The sequence below is a fragment of the Pseudobdellovibrionaceae bacterium genome (assembly GCA_020635075.1).
GTDB lineage: Bacteria > Bdellovibrionota > Bdellovibrionia > Bdellovibrionales > UBA1609 > JADZEO01.
In genome coordinates this window covers 216243-237571 of sequence record JACKAM010000003.1, presented here as the reverse complement: position 1 = coordinate 237571, position 21329 = coordinate 216243, and the positions used below count along the sequence as shown (strand labels likewise).

Here is a 21329-nt window from a genome sequence, read left to right as displayed (position 1 = left end):
CAGTTTCCTCTCACTCAAGTTGCCTCACAGCTCGCTTTTGAGTGAATCCGAACTATCATTTTCTTTTTTCTTATTGGTTTTACGGCCTCGACGCCCCTTGGAATTACGCAAAAACTGTCCGAGGCTTTGCTGCAATTCCTCATCAGAGTTAGACTGTTTAAGTAGCTGTTCCAAGTAGGACTTTTTGTCGAAAAATTCCTTTTCAAGCAGCGAGCGGTCTTTTTCGAGATAGATTTTAAAAAATCTTTTAATAATCACGGCGGCAAGCTTAGACTCGTTTACTTTAAAGTGAGTACCAGATGACTTGATTCTATTCACTTCAGTTTCAAGCTGGCAAAAAATTGCCTCAGAAACAGCAATCCGTCTGACAGTCTTATTTTTATTCACCCTGCCTACCTTTTTTAATCCACTTCAGGTCATCAGTGATTATCAATAATTTTTTACCATTAAGATGTGTGCCCTCGTTGTTATCAAAAGTCCCTTCCATTCCAGATACTCCAAATTTTTCGAGGTTAAACAGTGTTTCCTTGCGCACCCGTGCGTCTCTTTCTTCTAGACCTTTGTGCACGAGGTTTCCGGCGATAGCTCCGACAAAAGCCATAACAGCGGCACTCATTGCTACATTTCTTCCTTTGTCTTTTTGACTTAATGCGGCTCCAGCAATTGCACCCGTTGCTGCTCCTGTACCCATTCCCATCAACACAGACTTAGTGGATGTGGCACATCCACTAAGAACCGAACCAATAAGTATTAACGTTAAAATTCGCTTCATAAATAAACTCCTTTTCTCATAAAATGACTTGGCCAAAACAACTTCTCGCAAAGCTCTGGCCAAATGGTTTCATCAAATAAATTCTCGTGAAAAACTCCGACTGCCCTTAAAATTTTAAGATCGAGGGCATGTGATTTCAGGGGCTTATAGAAAAAAGAGGGTTGAATCGTTAACCCTCGTTTTACCCCTTTCACTTCAGATAAAACGTGTCACCCTGATATGACTGAAATTCCACAGCCGCTTTGTTGGCATGGAAGTTTTCTTCAAGACAGGTATAAACCTTAGACTCAAACTTTTTGCCCAACTCACCATCCGCTTGGAAAATCAGCTCCCTGATTCTGGCATTGCCACAAATGTATAAAACCGCAGGAATCGCAGTTGCCAGGTAATAATCCAAAAGCTTTGCGGTATATCTGCTGGCCGATTTGTCACTGATCTCATACTCTATAGCCAGTAAGAATTTTCCCTTTGGAGAATCAACTTCGACTACTCCATCAGAGTGAAGACTCCTTGCTACACGCATAACCTTGTTGTCCACAAGCTCTTCACAGGTCTGAATCATATTTTCAGAAGAAATACTTTCCACCATTTGACAAGCTTCAAGGCGGCCCCATAAATCTCCTAAGCCAAGATCATGAGCCGGGGAATCACTTTTTAAGATTGGTCTATGAATAGTGTACGGGAACCGAGGGGTGAGAGAGCGGAATCCTTTTTCCAATAAGCTATAAACAACTTGAAGCCGTTTCTTGAATACAACGCCACTTTTTTTCAAATACCCTGCCAAGCATAAATTTTCTAAGCGCTTATAGGTTGCCGACTTAGTTCTTCTGATAAAAAATTTCTGGCGAATCTGTTCGAGGCTGGCTACCTTTCGTTTGTAGAGAAACTTAAAAATTTCAAGGTCTCGTTCAGTGACAAATAAGCTTTTTTTTGGCAACTCTTTAACCGCCCTCTGGCGTAGCAAACGCCTTTTTGAATGTTTGGGTCTCTTTGGTATTGGTGCTACTTATTTGAATTAATGGCTGAAAGTTCCAATTTTTGTCCTCTTTGATCCTTCCTGCAAGTACGGCACATTCCTCCCTTAGTTCTTCTGGTGAGATGTAAGGCGTTTGCACTTCAATATAGTCATTGCCACCTCTCCATATTCCTCGTCCTTTGATGTCCGGCAATTCATAAGCCCGCTTGTTTCCCAATGCCGTATTGGAGCCGGGAATGGAGGACATTTTAAAAATCATTCGCCCAGGAAGATTTTCAAGAGAGCTGGTGTCTAGAGACTCGCTGACAGGTTTTTGGGTTGCAATAATGACATGGATTCCCGAAGCTCGTGCGAGTTTCGTAAGATCATGGGTTAACTCTCTGGCCGTGGCAACAAGGTCCGCTTTTGCTTTACTCACCTTGGTTTTTCCATAAAGGACGCTGGCCTCATCAATAGCGACCACTATTAAGTCACGGTTGTGCTTGGTGGGCTCAAGGTGGTTCACACCTAATTTTTCCATGTAGGCATAGCGCCGGTTCATCTCATCCTTTAAAGCCTGCAAGACTTGCACGGCCTCTAATTCGTCTTTGACAATTTTTACGTTGGGAAAAGGTTCAAACTCTTTTGTTTCCACCCTTTTTAGGTCCACCAAGTACACCTGGGTCCGTTTTGACTTTAATAGACTAAAGAGTGTTTGCTTAAAAAATACGGACTTTCCGTAGCCTGTCACCCCGGCAATGAGCAAATGTGGCAGATCACGAATGCATTTTACAATGTGGCCGTTGGCAGATTCTCCGACTGGAAAGTTGTATGGCTTGGTCACTTTGTCCGCCAGTTCTGTGTAGGGAAGCATTTTTGTCAGCTCCTGCTTGCAAAGTAGGATTTCAACCAACCTTCGGTCCTTAGATGGTCTGATGGATTCCACCTTGCTTTCAAAAACTGACTCAAGGTCCCCTTTTTTGGCTTCAAAACGATCTACTCCCACGCCTTTGGCTCGAATGGACAGCCTTAATTTTCCGTTATCCAAGTGTGCAAGAGAGATAAGCTTTGGGACTAGGCCCTTGGCACTTTTTAGACCCACTTCCTCCAAATCCTTTTGCAGCCTGCGACGCTCCAAAAACGTCTTAAACCCGAGTGCGACGAGAACAATAAAGCCACCGATCAAGAAAAGAGCCACAAAGTGAGAAAACTGTGAAAACCTCATTAAGGCCACAAGGACTTTTTCCGTGAATAAGTCCTCCCAAACAACATGAAGGGCTCGGAGATGGGCATAGTTATTGTACGCCAGATAAAATGCCATCATCAGGCCCGTTGGTGCGAGAAATATGAATTCCGCAGACTTTACTTTAATTCTTTTTAGTCCGTGCCAGGCGATGAGGGAAAGAAAGCCAATACAGATCCCGATCCCTATAACAAACCGCTCTAGGTTTTCTTTTTTTTGGTTGTTTTCGTTGGTTTGGTTTTTCATAACTCTTTAAGTGCTCCAGTTAGTGATACGATAACGTCCGATCCAGCCTCGACGGTGACATATTCTGGTGTAGCAGCAAGTCGCTCTGCCTGCCGCTGTGATTCCATGTCTGCCACCTTGGCCGCGCCATTAAAAAATCCATTTTTTAATGTAGCTTTTGGCGTGGCGGTATAACCTTGCCCCAAAGCCTCTTTTTCAACTAACACCTCTGACATTCCGCTGACCATCGATAGGCCAAGAACGGCTGCTATCCGGCTTCCGGTATTGCCGTGAAATTCTCCGATAATTCCGGGCGAGTAATCTTTGCTGCTTAGTGCTTGAGCCTCTAGTGAAAATTCCTCGCCACTAGGCAAGACGCCTCGGTCAAATTTGAGATAAACTCTGTCGCCTTGCCCCGGATAGCTCACCTTTCCTAACAAAACAGTATTCTTAGCAATATGGCTTCCTCCACCTTTGCTACTCCCACCATAGGGAAGAATAACTTTAACAGCGTGGGGAGTTCTAGTGTCGATCTTGGTCAAAGTTTTTCCGACAAAACTTGCTCCCGTTGGAATGCTGGAGACCTCACCTGTGCCCTGTCCACGTACAAAAACCTGCTTCGCCTTATAGCGGATAGTTTTAGGAGGACGCTGCTGCTGTCTATGCCTATTTGAATCCGAGCGATTGCCCTCAGCTTGAATGCCGCCAACGGTCATGTTAGTAGATGACTCGACCGACTTTGACTCGGTTGATTGACTGGCAGCAATTGGTTTACTTGAATGCTGAATTTCACTGGTGTCGGTTGGATTAAGCAATGAGGGGAGAATGCTTCCAGCAAGGCCAAGGCCAAATACTAAACCTCCCGTTAAAGCCGCATGCTTTTGGTGGATTATCTTTTTACCACCTTCTTCTTTGAAGAAAAATCTAGCCAAATAGGATTTTAATTTTCCCACTACAAGTATCTCCGAGAAACAATACGACTAACTTCCCTATCATTTATTTTTACATGAAGAGTGAAGCCTCTACTTTGAGCTAACTTTAAAAAAACCCTTGCTAGCGTTGATTCTTTAGGCGCAAGCTTTTCGTCCTTTGCCACGAATTCTTGGGGCAAAAGTTTCTTTTTTCTCCTCGTGGCAACGATTTCTATATCAGCAAGTCCAATTTCCTCATCTGAAAGATTTTTGATATCTAGGTCTAATATATAAAAATCTTTACCTTTTAACCTCTGGATTTCACGAATGTCCACTTGAAGGGTATTAGAGATTGCAAATGTCGTATGGGGCTTGGAAACAGATTGAAAAGAGGGAGTATTAAGCACCACTTTTGCGCTAATTGCTTTAGGCTTTTCTTGCTTTTTCCAACTGACCTGAACTAGATCGTCGTAGTGTCCACTCGTTACCGTGGAAAGAAGGAACCCGTAGGTGTACTTTTCACTGTAAACAAATAAGTTGGTTCCAACCGTACCTTGAGGTTGAAGAGCAAGGTCATTTTCAATAAACTCCGCTGAATAGTAATTGCCGTTTCCCAACACAATTTTTTTTGGCTTTTCGGGAAACCTCAAAACCGTTGATTGACCCATACGCAAACGGATGTGCGCCATACGGCTTCCATCCACTTCAATTGAGCGAACAGTTCCCGCCGGTAGACTTAGAGGAAATAACAATGCGAATCCCAACACAAAAAGGAATTTACTGACCTTCATGAACTGTTGTCGCATTTATGTAGAGTCCCATAGGATTCCAGCGAGTTGTGCTACCTTTAACCAAAGTAAAAGATACCTGAGTTGGAATGATTAGAGGAAGCCCCTCGACTCTTAGAATACGATCAAAGCTGGCTGTTGTCGCACTATCAGTAACTTCAACTTTTACGCTGGATATTCCCTGTTTGGCCGCTTTGCCTTGAATTTGCTTTTCTTTAAGGTTAAGCAAAAACGCAAAGGTTTTTTGCTTAAAACCGTCTGTTACGAGAGGGGATGTATTTAGGGCAATTTGTCTTGGGTCAAGAGTGTCCCACTCGTAACGTAGCCGAATATATTCTTCCACAAGCGTTTTGATGTTGGCCTTTGTTACTTGAACAGGCCTTCTGTGACCAGTGAAGTAGACTTGCTCATCAGCGTTCTTAAGCACTACCACGGGGTCAGCCATAGCGAGCATAAATGCCATTATCCCAAGGATAAGGCAGAGGAGTGCGAGCACTCCTCCTACCAATTTATAGACAAATAAGATTTTATTTAAAGCCAACCATTGATTGATGGGCTTACCGTTTTCGGTGGTTGTTTTTAGCAAATTTTTTACTCCTTTCACTTTTAATGATTTTTTTTGCCTCTTCCGGGAGACCAAATTCCGAATACTCCTTTTTAAACCTATTAATTCGAGGTCGAAGCCTATGGGCCATAACCTTGGCTCTGCCCGAAATTGGATTGATTAGAGGCTTAGTTACAAACCCAGCATGACCTGCTCCTTGCTTAGCCACTTGTCTAGCCCACTTTTTTGAGGCAAGGGTAATGGCCTTTGAAGCCATTAGCCCAGGTGCAGCGGCTAATGCTGAAGAAGCTGCCTGCAAACCGTCCCCAATAAGGGATTTGGTAAAAAATGGAATGAGCAGCATCGAAAGACCTATCAATAGATTCATTACCATAGATAAAAAATAATCTTCAATTCCGACCACCTTTGGGTCCATAGCAAGTTTTAAGAGAAGTGAGCCGAGCAGTGACCACAAAATTTTCCAGGTGGCCACACTAATCAATCCGCGATAAAGGTTTCCTACAATGGGGGCCGTTACACGTGAAACATAGCAGAGCAAGAGAAGGGGAGCGCAGACATACAAAACCGCCCAGACAAAATTGACTAGAGCCACAGAGGCAAAAAAGCCAATATAAGCAATGAGATAGGCACCAATTGCAAAAAAATAGATGATATGCTCGCGTATATCAAAAAGGCTGTCTGATTCTCCTTGCGAATTAGGCCCAAGGTTTTTTACTGCGTCCCAGACATTTTCACTTCCACTGATTTTTTCGGTAATTCCATCACTAAGCATAGCGACCGTGTTTACAACGGTTCCAAATGACAAGAGGAGAAGAATTGAAATGACGGCGCGCTTTAGAATGTCCGCAACATTTGGAGCATCTCCCGGACCCTTTAACACTTCAAAGACAATGAGCAAAACCACGATGGCGGGAAGCATGATCCAGTAGACCTCACTCATTTCGGCGTGGAGAACCTTTGCGTGCAAATGCAAATTTTCAAACATTAGAATCGAGCGAGATTCATTTCAGGCTTAAAATTCTTAAAGCCTGATCCAAGATCGTTGTTAATCCTCTGATAACCGGCGACATTGTCCTTGCCGAGTTTATTTTGAAGCGCAAGTTGCTCGCTTTGAAGTTTGAGCATTTGAGTGTTGAGGCGAATGAGCTGTGACAGGCTATTTAAAATTTGAGCACTGGCTTCGGCCTGCATTCGCGCTGCCCCTTTGGGTGAAGCCTCTCTACTTTGAATGGCAATCTTTATGGAATTCTCCTCCTGTTTTTCAGAGTAACTCTTAAAAGAATTGGCCATCCGAATAGATTCAGCTACCGTTTGGTCATGCAACAAGTGTAGAGCGGCTTCTTTGCTCTTTGGTATTTTTCCATAAACGTCCAAAATGGCCTCATAGGACTGCTTAAAACTCTTTAGTTCTGCTAAAACACGTTCATCTTTAACAGGCAGAGAGTTAAGTAGTCCAATCGAATTTTCTAGGCCAGAGTGAATGAGCCGCAAATATTGCTCCTGCCCCTTGGCCTGGTCAATCATCAAACGCAGTTGTTGATAACGTCTGATGTTCTCAGTTAGTATTTTTGCCAAGTAAGCAGCATTGGCCCATCCGGCACCACCGTCAAAAAAAGCAAATGTTTTGACGGGAAGTAGGATGGACCCAATGACTGACGAGATTACAACCAATTTTTGTACCTTTTCTATGCGACCTCCTCATTGTTAAAGGCGAGTTGCTTTAAAATTTCAATTTTCTTTAAGCCTGGGTTTTTTTCTTCTAACTCCTTTATGCGGGCTTTGTCAGAGGCATCACTAGTACATATCCAATAGCTTAAGGGCTCCGGAACCAAGCGCAAAACAGTTTGGTTTTCATCCTGCATGAAAAACATTTCGCTGTATTCTCCTTTAACGACTTCAAGGCTTTTTATCGCGGCTACTTGAGCCTCGTTAAAATCAAAGGTTTCTTGAAAATGCGTCCAGTCAATTTTTCTTTGGCGCAGTATTGCAATGCTTGTTGAGTTGGGCATCAAAGCGTCCCGCACTTCTGGGTCCGCCAAAAAGTCCCTGTAGTTTTGTGAAATACACCAAATACCAGCATTGTACTTTCGCCATGTTCGATAGCAGGTAATTACAAACTGTTTGGCGAGTTCTGCTTTAAATAACCGTTCACTTTCGTCAACCACCAGCATATAGGGTCTAGAAATATCAGCCGCGGCCATGTCCTGAATATAAGACGTTAATAGCAATAAAAAAATGTCTTTTAACTCGGGATGGTTTGTGAGCCCCTGCACTTCAATAGTTACTAAGTCCTTGGTGAGGTCAATATTGGTTGGACCATCTAATAGTTGACCATAGGCCGCGTCTTCCACCCAGCTTCCAAGAATCTGCCCAAACTTTTGCATTTCAATGTCTGGGTGTTTATCCAGCAGTTTCTTTAAATCTGAAAGGTAAGGGAGTCGGTTAGTAATAATACGATAACATTCTAGAACAGCCTCTTCCAACATGGCTCTGGTTCTTTTACCCAGGCCTTTTTGTTCGGGCTCCTTTAATATCGCTTCTAGAACTGCAAGTATTAACTTAAGTCTTGCTGCGTCTGGTTTTTTCTCCCCCTTTGGAAGATCAAAGACGTTAATGCAAATGCCGCTATTTAGATTTAGGTCAACAAATTCCCCGTCCAGAACTTCCAACAAACGCTCAGAACTCGCTCCATTATCAATCCAAAAAATTCTTGGTGGTGGATTCTGACCGTAAAACATGAGCATGAGTTGAGACACGGTAAAAGATTTGCCCCCTCCACTTTGACCAAAAATCAAGCCATTCCAATTTGGAAGCTCTTTTGCAAAGGGGTCAAAGGAAAACAAAGCATTTTCCCGATTTGGAATAAGACACACAGGCCGCTGATTGCCTGTCCAACTGCCGTAAAGAGAAAGAAGGTGAGCGGCATTACTGCTTTTCATTTTCTTGTACCTGACTCCGTTACACACTCCCGGCAGTGCTTCCATAAAAATATCAAAACCAGGGAGTGTTTCAACAATGCCTTCGGCCTGATTCATGTTGCGAAAAGCTTTCAGCAATTCATCACTACGTTCATTCAGTCCATCAATAGATTTTGACCAGAGTACAACGGTGAAATCCATTGACACTAGTCGTTCGCTACCATCTAGAAGGTCTCGAAGTAAGCCTTCCACATGACCAAGTTTACTTTCTGCTTCCAAGTCACTTACATTTTCTGAGCCTGCGGCCATTGCGTGAGCAATCCGCCTTTTCACTTCCAGAGATTTTTGCTCGGAAGTTTGGTCTAAAATCTTTATGCTCTGACTTATCCAGCAGTGAAAGGAAAGTGCCGACATTTGCTCTGCCATTGCACTGTAGGTGCACCCCTCGGGTAAGGTTTTTAAGGTCACAGTCCGAAAAAAATACTCCCCAATTTTAAGATAATCCGAATGTATTGCAATGTCCGTCAAGCAAAGTTGTTCAGATAGGGGTGCAGAAAAATATTCGTTTTGTTCTCTAAGTTTTGGAGTTCCCAACTTTTCAGAGCGTGCGAGGTTTAAGTGTCCAAATGCGAGAGCAAACCAGTCGTTGCGAGTGAGCCGATTGGGGGCCAACCCCACACTGACCAAAGAAGATTTCACCTGCTTAACCGCTCGGACAAATCTTTTTTTATGAGCCTCATAGTCATCTCGAGTGGTGGGTTCAAATCTTTTTGGTGCCTCCCAAAACTTTCTCTTTTTGTAGGCAATGGGCTTACTTCTTACAAAAAGGTAGATTTCAGGAACAAAATAGGATTTCTTCTTTTCGTTTTCCCGCAAGTAGTTAAGCCTTGCCTGGGCCACAGGTTTGTAGATGCCTGGTGCGTGTTCTGAAATTTCTGAGTGCCGGTCCAAGAGGTGCTTGATATTCGAGCTGAGTTGATAAAAAAACTGAAATCTTAGCCCTTCCTCGGCTGAGACAATCAAATTTTCAAGTTGACGAGTAAGATTATTTATTTCTTCATCGGTTTTGCAACTAATATCAAGGCTATCCAGTATAAATCCGGCCCCTAAAGAACCGTCAGCATAGACCATTAAATCATCTACATCGGAGTCGAAATGCCAGAATGGAAGCCGACTAACCAGGGCTTTAGCATTTTTCATAGATTTTGCCTTTCATGAGTTCTAACTCAAATGGCGTGGCTCCTACAGAGTAGTGGCCGGGTGTTAATAAATACCGAATCAAATGTGCTAAAAAACCTTCCGGCTTATTGCGCTTCCCAAGGTAGAGGACGAGAAGTAAAGCTGCCGGAAGTGCAATTACCACTAACCCGGGAAGGCCAAAAAGATTCAGTAAAGCCGCTAATATTAATGTGACAATCAAGTCGAGAGCTTCAAAGCTCCCGACCTTCATGCGCACATCAAGTCCCCGATGAACTGAAGACCTATTTAATTCCAACCTAGAACCCGCCACTTCCTGTTGCACCCTGGAACCAGTGGATTACAAGAGGAGCCAGAAAACCTACAACAGAGGCAATTATAATCAGGATCATTCTGGGCTTGGCCGACTGGTCGCCCGCTGCGGCCATGATTGCCGCATAGACAAGACCCAGGATGCTTACCGCAGGTAAGATCACGGTAATAATCTTGTTCGTCAGGCCACTGACCCTGTTAGCAAGATCCCCGGCTCCGATACCCCCCACTTGGGCCAATGCGGAGTCAGGTAAAATTAAAAATACCACAAATGAGCACACTAAAAGTGTCACCGACCATAAGGTCGTTTTGTTCATTTATTATTTATGCAGCCTCTTCAGGAATCAAAACCAGGCGTTGGGGAAGGTAGCGCCCAATTTTCATAAAAATTTGTCCGTTGGTCCCCTCGTCGCAGTAGCCGCTGCCGACTTGTACCCGCCCCACATATCTTCCATTTTTCTCAATGGGTGCGCAAATAGCGTAATCGATGCGGTCATTTTCTGAGCTTTTGGGCTTAAGGTATAAAACCGTCCGGGGAGCATCAAGTATCATGCGATACTCACCAAAGCGGTTTTCAAAGAAAGCAACACCAGCATGATATTTCTCACCCGTTTGGGGGTCCATCCATAATAGATTTTCTTTTTCCATTTTTTTATTTTGCTTCAAAATTGTTCTCCAGAATTTTAATCGAAATGCATTTACCGCTATCCACCAATCAAATACCTTTCTTTTATGCTGCGGCTGTCAGCTCCTTGGTAAAATGATATTTATTTTCAAAATAGGCTAATTCTTTACTAAGTAGAGTTAAGACTTTGTTGATGATCTTCTCAATCTTCTTTTTTTGTAAACCGAGAGTGTGGGCAATTTCCAAGACCGTTTTTTCTTCCCAATAAAGAAGATAAATGACCATTCTTTCGATGTGGGGCAGATTCGCCAAGCGATCTCTAATCAAGGCAAATTCCCTTTGTGAAAGTCCCTGGCCTGTTGCATGTTCCAATTCCTGGAATCTTTTGTAACTTTGCTTATCGCACTCTTTCTCTAGCATTTTCCACTCCCAGTATTCAGTCTCAACTCCTTTGCCTACATCCACCTGTGGTACCCAAGAGAGGCCCACATGGCCCTGTCCTTTGCTTCTTCCAACAGAGCCTCATTAATTTGTGTTTTAAAGAGTAGGTGATTGATTCTTTCTGCACACCGCTTGTAAATAGCTTTTATTCTTTTCATTTTATGCCCCCTTTGGAAATTTGATGACATTTCCCGTTCCAGATTTGCTAGGCATTTCTCGCTTGGAAAGTTTTCTTACATTTTCAATACTTGTAACTTGTGCTTTTTGTGCTTCTAACTCATAGTCTTCAACGTAAAGACAATTCACACAGTGGCCGTAAGTTTTTAATCGTTCAAAACTGCCCTCTTGACACCGAGGACACCATTCAAAATAGGGTACTTTGTCTGCATTCATAAAAATTTTCCTCCATTAGTGAGTGGAAAAGGTTCATTCCCTTCCCCCTTTATGAATTGCGATGAAAGTGCCAACGGGCGAATTTTTATAAGTTGTTGATTTAATTTGGCTATATGGGCTGACGAAAACTCGGCAAATCACTTGATTTGACGGGCTATCGGCACAAACTGTGGAACTTATTGAATTAACAGGTTTTGTTTATATGCCGGGCGTGCGACATTTTAGACTATATGGATAATGGAAAATTTGAGATCACTGGCTTGGGGATGATTTGAAGCCCGCTTTTAGCCACTTGCTCTTGGACAAGTGGATCGTCATAACGATTACTTACCAAGTAAATTCTTTGCATTAACTTACATTGTTGAGAAATGGAAATGCCGTTTTCTAGTGGATCACCCAAGTCATAGTCAATGAGTAGAACGACTGGTGTAGAAAGTTCTGTTCCTCTAAGCCATTTTTTAAACTCGTCTATTGTAGTAAATTTCCTAATTCGCACAACGCGGTTTTTAATTCCTGAAAAGACGGCATTATAAGTTTTGTCTAGATCACTAGGGTCATCGTCCAAAATGACAATTTCCTTGGCGTCAGCTAAGTCGAGAAATTGCGTAGTCCATGGCAAGTTGTCTGGTCGTGGTAGTTCTATTGTAATAGTTGTTTCCAGACAAGGGGTGGATACTATTGTAAGTGTGCCCCCGGTACGTTCGACTTTTTTCCTAGCAGATGATATCCCACGTCCCTCTCCATTCGTCTTTGTAGAAAATCTATTTTTTCCAATTAGGGAGAGCTGTTCTTTGGTGATACCTATTCCGTTATCCTGAACTTTTAAAACGATACAATCAGTTCCAAGACTTAAAAAGACGTGAATTTTTCCGAGGAAATCTTTCTGGTCTTGGCAAGCTCTCTCATCAATGGCTTCCAGTGAGTTTTTTAGCAGATTGCCTACGATTCGTTTAAAATCGATACTTGAAAAGCGCAAATAAGCTCCAAAGGCTTCGCTTTGAATTGTAAGGTCAATTTGCTTACAGTGAGAGAGCCTTGAGCTAATTCGTTTTTCACGGACGACTTGATCGAGGTCGGTTCCGGGATGAATGTAGACGGGTGCCTTTTGAGTCGATGAAGTATTTTGATCGAGGACATTTTCATCGTCTGGCAGATCACTAAGAAGTCCATCCATACGATTAATTCCTAAAAGTAAAGTTTCCCGTTCATCAATCGCAAGTCCTTCAGAGGTTTCAGCTACGGCGAGTATTCCTTGCTTGACTGACTTCCAGTCATGTCGAACTTGACCGGCGATGTCCTTAACTTTGACCTTTTCGGAAACAGCTTTAAGCTTTTCTAGAATGAAAGCTTTTAGCCGCACCTTCCCTGGCCTATAAAAGAGAAAATAAGAAATGAATAACAGGAAAGCAATACCTATCCATGTTGGTAGAGTGCTATAAACAAAGACAATCTTACCTGCAACCTCGGAGGGGTTTTCTTCAGAGAAATAAAAGGGCCTCTCGATAGTTATATATAGTAGACTGTTCCATAATCCATCCTGCCGGAAAAACTCTGGGTTTAAATCAGCAGGCAGATGAAAATATCTTTTGCCGTGTTGGTCGTAGAGGGCGACGGCCTCAAACGAATTTTGTGCGTTCGCCGCTGCAAGCATGAGTAGTGCTTCTTTTTGATTGTTTCTCGCACGGCCTTCAATCATATTTCCAATTAGGTCGGCAGAGGATAACTGTTTTGAATAGTCGTAATAAAAAAATCCTAATACAGTGGCCAATATAGTTATAATGGAAGCACATAAGATTCTCCGATCAAATTTTTTCAAGCCCGCTTGGATGTCTTCTTCTAACTCGATATAATTCATAAATTACCCAACTGGATGTGGAAAAAGGTTAAGTTGGTCGACATTCAACTTCTTTGCTATCAAAATTTGATTTAGATTTGAGTCTTCTTCGAGTCTTTCCGGTGTTATTGCCATTGAATGAGTTGCGCGAAAGATTCTAACGGGAGCTGATCGAAGACAGGGGGTTTTAATTTGAAGCTCACTTGTCAAACACTCTTGCGAACTAGGCCAATTGGATTGGGTGAAATTCAATTCATCACTTTCTTTAAGCCAAAACTCGCTAGCACTAATGGCATCTTGGTGTGTGAACAAGCGTATTCTGTCTAGTGGGACGTTGAGCCTACTATTATTAAATTCAGAAATTGAGATTGCGGTGGGCAGAGTGCCTTCAATAAACGAAAGAGTGTTTTTTAAGCATTCCCCAAGAGCCTTGGTAGTTGAGCTATTTTCATCTTTACTACAGCCAAGGCCAAAGATAAAAGGCTCTTTTGGCCCTTTACCATGACATAAATAGAGAACTATAATCTTGTCGTCGGCACAGGTTAACTTGTAGAGCTTTAAAGCTAAAGAGTGTTTGGCCAATTTTTGAGACAATTCACAATGTTGAGGCTGTAAAGGAAGCCGCTCACCTGGAACTTTTAGCAGATAGTGACGCAAAAAAGTATCGCGTTCAATCAACTCATCTATAGCATTAGATCGGGCCTTGTGTGAGTCCGTATGGCAGGCAACGCCATTACTTCTGATTCCATAAGAATTGCAAACGGCCCGTTCAATGGCTTCAGAAATAGCCTTTTCCACAGCAAGCCTTGGATCTTCGGCAAATCCGCTTCCAAAAAAGAGTTTTCCATTTACTTTCATTTGTACACGAAAATCAAAATAGCCTGGAAGCCACTCCTCAGTTGCTTTAAAACGAGTGATTACCAACTCGAGTGCGTCCTTATTACTGATGGCCCAAGAAGTTATTGGAGATTCAAAAGCCATAGATGATTACTCGCATAAAGCTGGGTAAAATTAATTTTCCATGGTGGCCGCGCAAGTGAAACGTATGGAGCAGACAGCAAAGGAACCATAAAGCCTTGCATTAGTGTTTCTTTGTGCAGCGACTTCAGCTTTTCCAGGCGTTCACCCTTTCCGGAAATCTTCATATAATCATGTAGCCATTTAGAAGCATCTCCTTCTTTGGACCGAAGAAGGCCAGCCTCCAACGAATAGGTCAGCAGACCAATGTCCTCTTTAAAAGCTGTGTCAGGGCCACAAATGAACATATCTGGCATGTCGTTCTCGGAGGGATAATCCAAAAAGGCCGGAGCATTTTTTTCTTCTCTAATTTGAATGCCGGGAAGCTCTTCTTTGATCTTTTGTTCAATTGTACTGTATTCACCAAAGCGTACAAAGGATAGGGTGAGACCTTTTCCACTTTTTGATTTTGTAGTTGATTCAAATAGTTTTTTTAGTCCGACTACATCTGACTTTGATAAACTACCGTCTCCAAAAGAGGGAAAGAACTGCTCTGAAATTTCGTACCCTGGACGATTGGAAAAATGTTTTACCATAATGCTTTTAAGCGTTTTTCCAATGGCAATGCGTTGACCTTTATTGATGTGTTTAGTTCCCTTTTTTGTAAATACAAGGACAAATGTTCTAATGTTTACTGTTTGGTGGAGATTGGCTTTAGCAGTGGACGCGAAACTAATGATTTCATCGGGCCTGGTTGAATCTGCCGCAGAAATGTAGTCGATTTTGTTTTGCTGGAACAGTTTAATTGCGGTTTCCCCACCAGAGTTTGTCTTTACCAATGAAACTTCCTGCGGCATGTTCTGATGGTAAAGAAAATGATTCTTGTTTGGCTTTAGTACGGGTTGGCCACTTTTATCTTTATCAACATAAAATGGTCCGCTGGTGTTTCGGTAGTCGATTATTTTAAGAGTTTTGGGGTCAACGGATACCTGGGGAATTATCGCAAAGTCCATTTCTGTTAACATTGGAACCAAGAAGTAAGCATCCTTCGTAGCGGGCTTTAAAATAAGAGTATTCCCTATGGCTTCAATGCCGTTACAATGATCTTCGGTAGATCGTAAATTTTTGTCACCACACACCAGAGAGGCGAAGTCACTGTGAGTGCCGCCCTTAAGTATAAGGTATCTTTTTAATGAAAATGCTGCGTCTTGTGCTGTGATCTTATGGCCATCTACTGTGGACAGATCATCTCTAATTTCAAAGTGAAGTTGATTCTCCTTCCAAAAGTATCTTTTCGCTATGGCGGCCTCTGGCTCTCCTTTTTCTGGCGAGTTGAGTACCAAACGACTATACAGATTTTCCAATAAAGCGTACTGGGGTGCTAAGTGAATTTTAAGAGGATCGAGGTTATAAACTTCTTCGACGAGAGGAAAGCCCATACGCAAATTTTTATTTTGGTCGTTCATACTTTTTCCTAAGTGGTTCACCATACCAGCAGCCAATAAGAGAGCGGCAAGTAAAAGAATAACATATCTTAAATACACCATGTATCACTTGCCGTTCTCATTTCTCTTAGGACGCCTTCTTTTCGAAGAAGGTCTAAAAACTCATCAATCTCATTGTTAGAGTTAATGAAACATTGATTTTTTTCGTTACAGCTAATGAGACCGTGGTGGGCTAAAGTTTCAAGCGCCTGTACGACTTCAGGACTTATTTCGGCTTCTACTTCTACATCGGGCTCTGGCGTTCTTGCCGAAACGGCTGTCGAAGCCAGTAGCGAAAGAAAAATTAGTGTTATTTTATTCATAGACCATCCCTCCTTTTAATCCCGCTAATGCAATTTTGCGAAATAGCGAGCGTTTTTCTGTTTTAGGTAACTTGTTAATGCCACTTCTTTCCAGTAGATCAATCATAGTTGTTCTTTTAATACCAATAAGCTTAGCTGCGGCCACTTGATTGCCGTTCGTTCTATCAAGTGCCTTCGATACAAGCCCCAGCTTTTCTCGCTCATGAATAGCCAGAAGCTCGTTCCAATGTAACCGCTGCGTAACTCGCGTTATTGACGGGTCTGGCGGGCATACTCCAGTGGCGTCGGTGGAGTCTCGCCCTTGGCGATCATCTTCAGCGCCATCAGCAAAAAGGTGCGTGGATCGAGCTCATTTTTCTTGCAGGTCTCGATAATCGTAAACAGCGTAGCTGCTGTCCTGGCCCCCGAGTGGGTGGCTGCGCCATAGTAGTTCTTGCGACCCATCACTGCGTGGCGGATTGTTCTCTCTGCTTCGTTGTTGGACAGGGGCAGGCGAGGCTCCGCTAAAAACAGGGTGAAGCCATCCCATCTTTTCAGCAGATATTCAATGCCCTTTCTCTTTTGACTCCCTGGCCGACTATGTGGGTATTCGTCAAGAAGCCTCTGTTTGAGTCTTTCCGTGATCGGGCGACTTAAAGACTGCCTCAACTCTATCAGCTCGGTAAAGTCCCTTGCCTTTCTCTCGACTGCAAAAAGCTCGTCGATGTCATCCAGGATTGGCTTAACTGATTCATCATGCTTTTCCAAGTCGATGAAGTTTCGCCTGGCGTGAACCCAACAGTAGCCCTGAGTGATTTTAAGATCAGGATCATCTAGGGCACTATAGCCACTGAAGCCATCTGTCAGAACTGGTCCCTCGTAATCTGCCAGGGTTTCCCTGATCACTCGGCCGCTTCGGCTCTCGTTGAACTCATAGTAGCTTGCCAGACGACTTGAGACCACCCACATAAAGCCATCCTTTTGATCCTTGTTCTGGATCTTCCAGGGGGTTTCATCAAGGTGAAGAGCGGTGTCACCGTTCTTGAGTTCCACTAATATCTGGCCTTGCATGGGCTCAAGGCTTGCCGCCGCCAGGGCACAATGACGACTGAGTGTGCTCGTTTTAATCCCCTTAAGACCTAGGGAGGCCATTCGCCGCGTTTGTCTCTCTAGTGGCAAATGACTGATATACTTATCGGCCACAACACTGGCCACGAACTCCGTTGTGTAGTTCATCCCGGGGAGCAAGCCCTCTGGCCCTCGGGCTGTGACAATAACTTCCTTGTCAGAGTGAGGATTAAATTCCCGCTTTAGCTTGTATTTGCACTTCAGATGTTTCTGGATCTCATAGCGGGTTTCGATAATGCCGATTTTAATGACCTTATCGTGGACTCCCTCAAGCTCCTCCCACTGGTCCGCACTGGGAGACTCCACCCCGCGGACTCTGGCTTCCTCTAAGAGTTCCTCGTCCGTCGCCTTGTGGTAAATGACCTTCTCATCTAGTAGGGACTTTAAGGGATTCGTGCTCTGTCGACTCAACTCCGGGCAAGGGAATGCCGACTGAGAAAATAGCAACACATCATTCTGACTCTTGTCCCTGAGCCTGTCGCTGGCATCAAGACGGATCTCTTTAGACCGGCCAAAGAGCTTTCTCCTCAAGTATTTTACCTGCTCTTCGATATTGAGGGAGCACTGGGACTGCTTTGCTCGAACCCGTTCTTGTTCTTGAACGGCTGCTCGCAGACTCTCGTTCTCTGAACGAAGGTTGTCGATCAGGGCCAGAAGTATTTCTGGTTCTTGTTTCTCAAGGAGTTGGCGGGTTCGCAGATCCATAAGAGGAAGTCTGTGTAAACCCCTGTGGCAAAGCAACTGACTCCCTTTGCGTCATTAAACTTTTTCCGATCCCCACACCACTGCGCTCAACCATCGGGCTTCTGATCACGCTACCGTGGAGGATCAACTCCAACTCCTTGTGGCTGATCTCACTGCGGCCCAGAAGCTCTGAGAGGCTCATAAATGAGCCCTTCTCCATGCGCTTGGTGGCCAGCAATAGACCTGTGCCATCAAACCATAGGATTTTCAGCCTCCTGCGGTTACGGCCAAAAAATACATAAAGATGACCCTGATCCATTCGGGCCTTTAACTCCTGTACGCATAGGCTATGGAGTCTTTCAAAGCCATATCTCATGTCGATTTCTTCTCGATAAACAAATACACGCAGTCCTTTGCGGTCATAAAGCATTGATGCCCCTCATCTTTTGCATAAATTCAACGGCCTGGTCCAGACTGGAAAACTCCAGACGAAAACCCTCTGGTGTCGTCATGACGATCAGATTTCCAACACTTGTATCTCCAACGGTTTTACCTCTAACCGTCATACCTCTAACGGTTGGAGGTATGACGGTTAGAGGACCACCTTTTTTGGCCCTAGGCTTCTCAACCCGAACAGGCAGGCGGTGAAATTTCTCAGGCTGAGCCTTTTTCTCTACAAAAAGACCGGCATCCTTGCGCCAATTAAGAATTGTCTGATAGGAGATTCCGGTAATCTCCACAAGGCGCCTTTGCCTGACTCCCAGTCTTGAAAGTTCAAGAATCCGGGTCTTAAGGGCATTGGGCCACGGCTTCCTGCGGTGTCCGACCTCTGCCTGGTACTGCCTGAGAATTGATCGGATCTCTTCTTCTAAAACTCTTTTTTGATTGTCCATGCCGAGGAGTGTGGCACAGATTCCGAATCACGCAAGAATGCGAGTTACGCAGCGGTTACGTTCCAATTCATGGATTCATCGTCAATGTAAGGGAATACGTCAGTTTTTTGAACTGAGACCGGCAGATGCTTAGGGAGTACAATTTCAGAGTCTACAGTTAGATACATATTTTTGAGAACTCGGTGTAGTTCGCGAGCATTTCCTCTCCATGAATATTTACGCAGTAATTCAAGGCATGATTTGTGGAACTCTTTTTTGAACCCCAAGGATTTCTCAATTCCCCGTTTAATAAACTTTGTTATTGGGATAATGTCTTCTTGTCTCTCCCTAAGCGGAGCTAAATCAATTTCAAGTGCTGCGACTCGATTAAATAGGTCTGGTAATAGGCAATCGTTGGTAGTTCTACCGGCACAAATTATTCTTGTGTCCACTTTAAATTCTCGTGAGTGGCCAACGGGCTTTACGGTTTTATCTTGAGTGAATCTTAAAAGTTTGGCTTGCTGGCTTTTGGGAAGATGGTGAATTTCATCGAGAAAAAGGGTGCCGCCGTGGGCGGTTCTTGCTGCGCCCAACTGATCGGAAGTGGCTCCCGTAAAAGCTCCTCTTATGTGACCAAAGATTTCACTTTCAAAAAGGGCTTCGGGAATGGCGGCACAGTTAATCGCAACGAATGGCCCGCGCGATCTTTTTGAGCTAGTATGGATGGCCTTTGCAATCAATTCTTTCCCTGTGCCCGTTTCCCCGTCAATGAATACAGACTCTTCAACGCTTGCACAAATTAAAGCTTTTTTGATTGCTGTTTTGATGTTATCAGAAACCCCCGCGATACCAAAATCCATTTGAATCTTGCGCAGTTTTGTGTCGGTTAACCAAAGGTTCATATTTTCAGCCTCAGTCCCTTCACTTGTTTCGGGCGCTGTCGACTCAATAGCATGCAGGATAAGGGCTTTTACTTGTTCGGCGGTCACAGGTTTATAAAGAAACTTAAGTTTTTCTTTTTGCCAGTCATTCAGTGCGCCTGTGGAGTAGTTGCCAGATACGACATAAACGGGTAAGCAAGGGTTTTTAAGCCGGATGTTTTTGGCTGTGAGGTGGCCTTCGGCCACTTCCCCTTCCTCTGAATGTTTGTACTGGTAGTCGACAAAGGCAATCGAGAAACCAAACGGGTCGTTAGAGAAAAACTTCCACCCCTCTTCACAGGTTTGGGCGGTGATAAGCTCCGTATTTGGTATGGTCTTAATTGCTGCTCTAAATGGTGCAAAGGCAACGGAATCATCGTCAATGACAAGAACTTTTGTGACTTTCAAACCCCAACTCCTTTGTATTTTTTTCAAGTTCAGTTTCTTGGGTAGCCCCTCGTTACTTTTGCAGGTCATGTGCCAAAAGTTGAAATCAAGAAATGCCGGGTACTTAGGCTTTTTTGTAGGGTAAATAGGTTATATTTAATCCAGTATTGGAGATTGATTTTGCGGTCTATACTGCCGAGTTCCCGACAGAATTTTTTCTAAAAGCTCCTAAGCTATGAAAAACTTTAGGTGATCTTAAGAAAATCTGCATTTGTCGGATTTTCGTCAGCTTCAAGTGATCGAGCAAAATGACACCAGCAATATCAACCAGATTGTAGAACTTATAAGGTTTAAAGGGGTAGAAACCTTAGTTAATGTCGTTTTAATCAAGATGCCGGGCTTTCGTCACTTGCTCAAAATCTGCTTTAAATCCTCTTGATAGCTTCCGGTCATCATCTTTATTAATTCTTTTTTAGGAATACCAAGTATCTTAGCAAGGCTTGAAAGTTTTTCGATAGGAGGGTCACAAAGCAGTCGCTCCCAATTGGATACTATTTGAGGGGAGCTATATCCAAGAAGTTCAGCAACCTGGGATTGTGTCAATCCCTTTTGGATGCGTTTGGATTTAAAAAATTCACCAATGTGTTTTTTCTTTACGGTCACAGCTTTTACCTCGGGTTACGAGATACTCAAGATTTACTTGGCAACAACTGACATACGTTTTGGACTATTGGACTCATTCGGATCGTTTACTTTTAAACCACTGACTTCATAGTAGAGTGTACCAAAGGCGAGAGCCATGTCTGAGGCCAGTTTTGAAACAATTTGCGGGTCGGTGGCCTTTTTTTCGTCTATTTTTATTTGCACCCCCCGGCTGGCTTTAAAGACACGCAGAAGTTGAACATCGCCTGAGTCATCGGGACTGACTTTTCCGTTTGGAGAGTAGCCACACATAAAACCAGTCTCGAATTCCTCTTTGACTTCCTTGAATTCTTGCTTATTGATTTGGCTATTAAAGTCGGTGTAGCGTGTGAGTCTTTTCCAGTTATCCAGAGCAATTTCTTGCTGGGCGGTGTTCATCTCTTTTGCTGATTTAAAGGGAAGCCCTTTTAATTTTTCCTTTGTTTGCTTTGCCGAACTCATCAAGCCCTCCTATAATTATTAAAATAAAGGGCCAGCCAGTGAGCAAAAATTAGCCCCATTCAAGCTCCCTTAAACTCCATAATACTTCTAAAAACTTCCATATTTAAGTGAAAAATATAGAAATCTGCGCTCAAGGTTGGAGAGTTTTGAGTCGAATAGTGGTTTGCAATGAGACGGTCAAAAAAATTTTTGCCGCCAAATCCAAATAAACTGGTTTAGAGGCTAATTCTCACAATAGGACAACATGCAGCGCACAATCTTTAGTAGAATTTT

The 21329-nt window shown here is 43.4% G+C and carries 27 protein-coding genes; all 27 read right to left on the bottom strand.

The window, feature by feature from the left end; all coding sequences use genetic code 11:
- Positions 1–24: 24 nt before the first annotated feature.
- Positions 25–387, bottom strand: coding sequence for a hypothetical protein (locus H6624_15620; GenBank protein ID MCB9085776.1), 363 nt, complete (start codon positions 385–387; stop codon positions 25–27).
- Positions 380–772, bottom strand: a complete 393-nt coding sequence (locus H6624_15615; GenBank protein MCB9085775.1) for a hypothetical protein — start codon at positions 770–772, stop codon at positions 380–382. Before H6624_15615 ends, H6624_15620 begins: the two co-directional genes overlap by 8 nt.
- Positions 773–962: 190 nt before the next feature.
- Positions 963–1709, bottom strand: coding sequence for a replication-relaxation family protein (locus H6624_15610; GenBank protein MCB9085774.1), 747 nt, complete (start codon positions 1707–1709; stop codon positions 963–965).
- A gap of 4 nt (positions 1710–1713) precedes the next feature.
- Positions 1714–3216, bottom strand: coding sequence for a hypothetical protein (locus tag H6624_15605; protein ID MCB9085773.1), 1503 nt, complete (start codon positions 3214–3216; stop codon positions 1714–1716).
- Positions 3213–4148, bottom strand: coding sequence for a TrbI/VirB10 family protein (locus tag H6624_15600; protein ID MCB9085772.1), 936 nt, complete (start codon positions 4146–4148; stop codon positions 3213–3215). The genes H6624_15605 and H6624_15600 overlap by 4 nt, the downstream gene beginning before the upstream one ends.
- Entirely contained in the window at positions 4148–4897 is a 750-nt protein-coding gene (locus H6624_15595) for a hypothetical protein (GenBank protein MCB9085771.1), read from the bottom strand. The genes H6624_15600 and H6624_15595 overlap by 1 nt, the downstream gene beginning before the upstream one ends.
- Positions 4884–5480 carry a hypothetical protein gene (locus tag H6624_15590; protein ID MCB9085770.1) on the bottom strand — a complete coding sequence of 199 codons (597 nt, stop codon included), beginning with the start codon at positions 5478–5480 and terminating at the stop codon, positions 4884–4886. The genes H6624_15595 and H6624_15590 overlap by 14 nt, the downstream gene beginning before the upstream one ends.
- A complete protein-coding gene (locus H6624_15585) occupies positions 5452–6444 on the bottom strand; it encodes a hypothetical protein (protein ID MCB9085769.1) in 993 nt (330 codons plus the stop codon). The genes H6624_15590 and H6624_15585 overlap by 29 nt, the downstream gene beginning before the upstream one ends.
- Positions 6444–7130 (bottom strand): hypothetical protein, encoded by a 687-nt coding sequence (locus H6624_15580; GenBank protein MCB9085768.1) that lies wholly within the window; start codon positions 7128–7130, stop codon positions 6444–6446. Before H6624_15580 ends, H6624_15585 begins: the two co-directional genes overlap by 1 nt.
- A 14-nt stretch (positions 7131–7144) precedes the next feature.
- Positions 7145–9577, bottom strand: a complete 2433-nt coding sequence (locus H6624_15575) for a TraC family protein (protein ID MCB9085767.1) — start codon at positions 9575–9577, stop codon at positions 7145–7147.
- A complete protein-coding gene (locus tag H6624_15570) occupies positions 9564–9872 on the bottom strand; it encodes a hypothetical protein (protein MCB9085766.1) in 309 nt (102 codons plus the stop codon). Before H6624_15570 ends, H6624_15575 begins: the two co-directional genes overlap by 14 nt.
- Before the next feature lies 1 nt (position 9873).
- On the bottom strand, positions 9874–10203 hold the full coding sequence (locus H6624_15565) for a hypothetical protein (GenBank protein MCB9085765.1): 330 nt from the start codon (positions 10201–10203) through the stop codon (positions 9874–9876).
- A gap of 7 nt (positions 10204–10210) precedes the next feature.
- A complete protein-coding gene (locus H6624_15560) occupies positions 10211–10552 on the bottom strand; it encodes a hypothetical protein (GenBank protein MCB9085764.1) in 342 nt (113 codons plus the stop codon).
- 64 nt (positions 10553–10616) lie between these two features.
- Positions 10617–10931: a hypothetical protein gene (locus H6624_15555; protein MCB9085763.1), complete on the bottom strand. Its 315-nt coding sequence runs from the start codon at positions 10929–10931 to the stop codon at positions 10617–10619.
- Positions 10932–10966: 35 nt separating this feature from the next.
- The gene (locus H6624_15550; protein ID MCB9085762.1) at positions 10967–11110 is read right to left on the bottom strand and encodes a hypothetical protein; all 144 of its coding nucleotides are present in this window, start codon (positions 11108–11110) and stop codon (positions 10967–10969) included.
- A 1-nt stretch (position 11111) separates the two neighbouring features.
- Positions 11112–11345 carry a hypothetical protein gene (locus H6624_15545; protein ID MCB9085761.1) on the bottom strand — a complete coding sequence of 78 codons (234 nt, stop codon included), beginning with the start codon at positions 11343–11345 and terminating at the stop codon, positions 11112–11114.
- A gap of 226 nt (positions 11346–11571) precedes the next feature.
- The gene (locus H6624_15540; protein MCB9085760.1) at positions 11572–13200 is read right to left on the bottom strand and encodes a hypothetical protein; all 1629 of its coding nucleotides are present in this window, start codon (positions 13198–13200) and stop codon (positions 11572–11574) included.
- A 3-nt stretch (positions 13201–13203) separates the two neighbouring features.
- Positions 13204–14160: a YcaO-like family protein gene (locus H6624_15535; GenBank protein ID MCB9085759.1), complete on the bottom strand. Its 957-nt coding sequence runs from the start codon at positions 14158–14160 to the stop codon at positions 13204–13206.
- The gene (locus tag H6624_15530) at positions 14139–15683 is read right to left on the bottom strand and encodes a hypothetical protein (protein ID MCB9085758.1); all 1545 of its coding nucleotides are present in this window, start codon (positions 15681–15683) and stop codon (positions 14139–14141) included. Before H6624_15530 ends, H6624_15535 begins: the two co-directional genes overlap by 22 nt.
- The gene (locus H6624_15525) at positions 15671–15943 is read right to left on the bottom strand and encodes a hypothetical protein (GenBank protein ID MCB9085757.1); all 273 of its coding nucleotides are present in this window, start codon (positions 15941–15943) and stop codon (positions 15671–15673) included. The genes H6624_15530 and H6624_15525 overlap by 13 nt, the downstream gene beginning before the upstream one ends.
- The gene (locus H6624_15520) at positions 15936–16088 is read right to left on the bottom strand and encodes a hypothetical protein (protein ID MCB9085756.1); all 153 of its coding nucleotides are present in this window, start codon (positions 16086–16088) and stop codon (positions 15936–15938) included. The genes H6624_15525 and H6624_15520 overlap by 8 nt, the downstream gene beginning before the upstream one ends.
- 104 nt (positions 16089–16192) lie before the next feature.
- A complete protein-coding gene (locus H6624_15515) occupies positions 16193–17755 on the bottom strand; it encodes an IS66 family transposase (protein MCB9085755.1) in 1563 nt (520 codons plus the stop codon).
- On the bottom strand, positions 17727–18164 hold the full coding sequence (gene tnpB, locus H6624_15510; protein MCB9085754.1) for an IS66 family insertion sequence element accessory protein TnpB: 438 nt from the start codon (positions 18162–18164) through the stop codon (positions 17727–17729). Before tnpB ends, H6624_15515 begins: the two co-directional genes overlap by 29 nt.
- Positions 18154–18627: a hypothetical protein gene (locus H6624_15505; protein MCB9085753.1), complete on the bottom strand. Its 474-nt coding sequence runs from the start codon at positions 18625–18627 to the stop codon at positions 18154–18156. Before H6624_15505 ends, tnpB begins: the two co-directional genes overlap by 11 nt.
- Positions 18628–18671: 44 nt before the next feature.
- Positions 18672–19934, bottom strand: coding sequence for a sigma-54-dependent Fis family transcriptional regulator (locus H6624_15500; protein ID MCB9085752.1), 1263 nt, complete (start codon positions 19932–19934; stop codon positions 18672–18674).
- A gap of 384 nt (positions 19935–20318) precedes the next feature.
- Complete coding sequence (locus H6624_15495) at positions 20319–20576, bottom strand: helix-turn-helix transcriptional regulator (protein MCB9085751.1); 258 nt, start codon at positions 20574–20576, stop codon at positions 20319–20321.
- 33 nt (positions 20577–20609) lie between these two features.
- Positions 20610–21056, bottom strand: coding sequence for a hypothetical protein (locus H6624_15490; GenBank protein ID MCB9085750.1), 447 nt, complete (start codon positions 21054–21056; stop codon positions 20610–20612).
- Positions 21057–21329 lie beyond the last annotated feature (273 nt).

Excerpts from the sequence above, each read along its gene's own strand:
- H6624_15515 (MCB9085755.1), bottom strand. The coding sequence starts at position 17,755 with ATGGATCTGCGAACCCGCCAACTCCTTGAGAAACAAGAACCAGAAATA.
- H6624_15575 (MCB9085767.1), bottom strand. The coding sequence starts at position 9,577 with ATGAAAAATGCTAAAGCCCTGGTTAGTCGGCTTCCATTCTGGCATTTC.
- H6624_15605 (MCB9085773.1), bottom strand. The coding sequence starts at position 3,216 with ATGAAAAACCAAACCAACGAAAACAACCAAAAAAAAGAAAACCTAGAG.
- H6624_15535 (MCB9085759.1), bottom strand. The coding sequence starts at position 14,160 with ATGGCTTTTGAATCTCCAATAACTTCTTGGGCCATCAGTAATAAGGAC.
- H6624_15525 (MCB9085757.1), bottom strand. The coding sequence starts at position 15,943 with ATGAATAAAATAACACTAATTTTTCTTTCGCTACTGGCTTCGACAGCC.
- H6624_15505 (MCB9085753.1), bottom strand. The coding sequence starts at position 18,627 with ATGGACAATCAAAAAAGAGTTTTAGAAGAAGAGATCCGATCAATTCTC.
- H6624_15490 (MCB9085750.1), bottom strand. The coding sequence starts at position 21,056 with ATGAGTTCGGCAAAGCAAACAAAGGAAAAATTAAAAGGGCTTCCCTTT.
- H6624_15585 (MCB9085769.1), bottom strand. The coding sequence starts at position 6,444 with ATGTTTGAAAATTTGCATTTGCACGCAAAGGTTCTCCACGCCGAAATG.
- H6624_15565 (MCB9085765.1), bottom strand. The coding sequence starts at position 10,203 with ATGAACAAAACGACCTTATGGTCGGTGACACTTTTAGTGTGCTCATTT.
- H6624_15540 (MCB9085760.1), bottom strand. The coding sequence starts at position 13,200 with ATGAATTATATCGAGTTAGAAGAAGACATCCAAGCGGGCTTGAAAAAA.
- H6624_15545 (MCB9085761.1), bottom strand. The coding sequence starts at position 11,345 with ATGAATGCAGACAAAGTACCCTATTTTGAATGGTGTCCTCGGTGTCAA.
- H6624_15595 (MCB9085771.1), bottom strand. The coding sequence starts at position 4,897 with ATGAAGGTCAGTAAATTCCTTTTTGTGTTGGGATTCGCATTGTTATTT.
- tnpB (MCB9085754.1), bottom strand. The coding sequence starts at position 18,164 with ATGCTTTATGACCGCAAAGGACTGCGTGTATTTGTTTATCGAGAAGAA.
- H6624_15530 (MCB9085758.1), bottom strand. The coding sequence starts at position 15,683 with ATGGTGTATTTAAGATATGTTATTCTTTTACTTGCCGCTCTCTTATTG.
- H6624_15615 (MCB9085775.1), bottom strand. The coding sequence starts at position 772 with ATGAAGCGAATTTTAACGTTAATACTTATTGGTTCGGTTCTTAGTGGA.
- H6624_15555 (MCB9085763.1), bottom strand. The coding sequence starts at position 10,931 with ATGCTAGAGAAAGAGTGCGATAAGCAAAGTTACAAAAGATTCCAGGAA.
- H6624_15550 (MCB9085762.1), bottom strand. The coding sequence starts at position 11,110 with ATGAAAAGAATAAAAGCTATTTACAAGCGGTGTGCAGAAAGAATCAAT.